The 3,137-nt window shown below is 66.2% G+C and carries 3 protein-coding genes; 2 read left to right on the forward strand and 1 reads right to left on the reverse strand.

The window, feature by feature from the left end:
* Positions 1-611 precede the first annotated feature (611 nt).
* Complete coding sequence (locus tag P24_RS18860) at positions 612-2,147, forward strand: M23 family metallopeptidase (protein ID WP_008946345.1); 1,536 nt, start codon at positions 612-614, stop codon at positions 2,145-2,147.
* A 43-nt stretch (positions 2,148-2,190) separates the two neighbouring features.
* The gene (locus tag P24_RS18865) at positions 2,191-2,841 is read left to right on the forward strand and encodes a glutathione S-transferase family protein (protein WP_008946346.1); all 651 of its coding nucleotides are present in this window, start codon (positions 2,191-2,193) and stop codon (positions 2,839-2,841) included.
* Here P24_RS18865 and P24_RS20365 read toward each other — a convergent pair.
* Positions 2,838-3,137 (reverse strand): hypothetical protein (locus P24_RS20365; RefSeq protein WP_008946347.1); only part of this gene is annotated, 300 nt, incomplete at its 5' end. The genes P24_RS18865 and P24_RS20365 overlap by 4 nt on opposite strands.

Genomic DNA, 3,137 nt, shown 5'->3' on the forward strand with positions numbered 1-3,137 from the left:
ATAGAGCTGACATTCCCAGCCCAGCCGAAGCCAGACCAGAAACGTCACTTCCAGGATACGACAGACAGCTAACCTCATACAGGCCGCCGCCCACGCATCCCTTCTCAGAATATTCACTTGTCAATGAGCGTTTGCTCAAGGTTTCCCCTGGGCTTTCGCCGCGTCCGCCGGGCCGTTTCGTTGGCCCCGCACCGTGGCGAGGCCGGGGTTATAGGCGGGTCGTTCCGGCCTGTCAAACGGTTTATTGCAGATTTTTTCCGATCCTTTCGTTGCGCCCGGAAAACCGCCCTTATAGAACAGGCTGAAGCCCGCGCGGCGACTGGCCTTTCACCGTCCTGGCCTCCTGTTCCCCTATAAAGGAGGGGTCGGGATGTGAGGCCGGAGAAGCCGTACCCTCGCCCTCACACCCCGCTGCACCTATCTTGGGGAAGCCTTTGTTTCATAAGGATAGCCCGTTGACTTCGCGTCCCGAAGCCCGCATCGTTGAGGCTGATTCCAAACAAGTGGTGGGGGATGCTGGTCAGCAGGGCCGGCGTCGCGACGGCAAGAGCGAAAGAGTGGGGGGCACGCATGCGCGCCTATGGCACGGCATGAGGGGGCGGATTCTAGCCATGGCCGGAATGGCCGCAGCGCTGGGGATCGGCTATTTCGCGCAGGATCTGGCGGCGCGCGACGCGCAGCAGCCGGTCACGCAGCGCCCGCAGATCGCCGCGACCGCGCCGTTCGACCAGGCGGGCAATCCGTCTGGCGTTCAATCTGTGAGCGCGTCCACCTCTATAGAACAGCCGCGCGACTGGAGCTGGCTCAGCCGCTGGTTCGGCGATAATGACGGTGCCAGCCGCCAGGCCGGTTTCTCCGAGCGCGATCTCGACCCCACCACCTATGCCCATCTCGCCGCGACCCGCCTGCCCGAGGGCGTGGTGCAGGCGATGCAGCGCGAGCCGACCGAACAGGTGGTGACGGTGAAGCGCGGCGACACGCTGATGAAGCTGCTGGTCGATGCCGGCATCGAGCGTGGCGAGGCACACCAGGCCATCGAAGGGCTGAGCAGCGTCTATGATCCGCGCCAGCTGCGCCCCGGCCAGGACATCACCCTGACCTTCCTGCCGCCGGCCAGCCTGAAGCTGCCACTGGAGATCGAGGTCGAGCGCAAGAGCGCACTACTGGGCCTTGCGCTGCAGCCCAGCGTCGAGCGCGAGGTGCAGGTGCGCCGCGACGGCAATGGCGGCTTCGCTGCCGAGCAGATCGAATTCCCGCTGCAGACGGTCACGGTGCTGCGCGGCGGGCGGATCAATTCCAGCCTGTACGAGACCGCCATCGAGGCCGGCATCCCGATCGCCGCGCTGTGGGAGATGGTGCGGGCCTTCAGCTTCGATGTCGATTTCCAGCGCGACATCCAGCCCGGCGACCGTTTCGACATTATGTTCGAGGAGCTGCGCAACGAAGCGGGCGACGTGGTGAACACCGGCGCCGTGCACTATGCCAGCATGACCCTGTCCGGCAAGACCATGCCGATCTTCCGCTTCGAGCCGCGGCCGGGCGAGTTCGACTTCTTCGATCCGCGCGGCGAATCGGTGCGCAAGGCGCTGCTGCGCACGCCGATCGACGGTGCCCGCCTGTCCTCGGGCTATGGCATGCGCAAGCACCCGATCCTGGGCTATGGCAAGATGCATCGCGGCATCGACTTCGCCGCCCCCACCGGCACGCCGATCATGGCGGCGGGCAGCGGTACGGTGGCCAAGGCGGAATGGTTCGGCGCCTATGGCCGCTATGTCCAGATCCGCCACAACAGCGAGTTCGCCACCGCCTATGCGCATATGAGCCGCATCGCGCCGGGCATCCGGGCCGGCGCGCGGGTCCAGCAGGGCCAGGTCATCGGCTATGTCGGCACCACCGGGCGCTCGACCGGCCCGCACCTGCATTACGAGGTGCTGAAGGGCAGCGGGCAGGTGAACCCGATGAGCGTGAAATTCCCGACCGGCGAGAAGCTGGAAGGCAAGGATTTTGCCCGCTTCCAGAAGGAGCGGCAGGGCATGGAACGGCAGATCGCCGAGCTGCGGCGCGAGATGCAGGTGGCGTCGCGCCCGGGCTCTTCATCGCGCTCGGCCAAGGCAGCCTGCCGCGAGGAACAGCCCGACATCTGCTGAGCACGACATAAACAATCAGAACCGACAGGCCAGGGAGGCCGGCATGTATCTACTCTATGGCGGCCCCGGAAACGCGAATCTTGCCCCGCACGCCGCCTTGCAGGAAGCCGGGCTGGCCGAAGGCAGCGACTACCGCTTCGTGAAGCTGGACCTGAAGGCGGGCGAGCACCGCAAGCCCGACTATCTGGCGCTGAACCCGCATGGCGTGGTGCCGGCGCTGGTGATCGAGAAGGATGGATCACGCCAGATCGTCTGCGAGGCGGCGGCGATCCTGATGCACATCGCCGACCTGTACCCGGCCTCGGGCCTTGCCCCCACGCCAGGCAGCGCCGAGCGCGCAGCCTATTATCAGTGGATCACCTACCTCACCAACACGGTGCAGGCGCGCTTCATGAATTTCTACCACGCCGACTATTTCATCGACGGCAGCGCCGGGCAGGCGGCGGTGAAGGCTAAGGCGGACACCGCGCTGAAGGAGCATTTCGCCCATATCGACGCAACTCTCGCCAAGCACGGCCCCTATCTGCTGGGCGATGCGTTCAGTGCTGCCGATCTGTTTCTGTTCATGCTGACGCGCTGGGGCCGCAACCTCTCCCGCCCGGCGCGCGACTTCCCGCAGGTGGGCAAGCATTTCGAGCGCGTGCTGGCGCGTCCGGCCGTGCGCCGCACGCTGGCCATCGAAGGCATCAGCTAGGGCTTCAGCGCCAGCCGTTCCAGTATGGCGGTGGCGTGGTCGCGCTCCTCCATATTGCCGACAATCCGGCGGATCAGCGCTTCGGCCTCGCACTGGAAAACCTCGCGGGCGATGCGGGCGATCATCGCGCGCCCGTCCATCGCCTCGAAGCGCCGGCCTTCGGCCCGCACATTCGTGAAGGCCACCGGCACACCATCCGGCGCCAGCGCCCCGGTGAGCGCCAGATAGGCAGGCGCGTCGGGCAGCTCGCCGGACAGGTCGCAGGCGACACAGCCGGGCAGTGGCAGCAGCCGGTA

The sequence above is a fragment of the Oceanibaculum indicum P24 genome (assembly GCF_000299935.1).
Classification (GTDB): domain Bacteria; phylum Pseudomonadota; class Alphaproteobacteria; order Oceanibaculales; family Oceanibaculaceae; genus Oceanibaculum; species Oceanibaculum indicum.

Excerpts from the sequence above, each read along its gene's own strand:
- P24_RS18860 (WP_008946345.1), top strand. The coding sequence starts at position 612 with ATGGCCGGAATGGCCGCAGCGCTGGGGATCGGCTATTTCGCGCAGGAT.
- P24_RS18865 (WP_008946346.1), top strand. The coding sequence starts at position 2,191 with ATGTATCTACTCTATGGCGGCCCCGGAAACGCGAATCTTGCCCCGCAC.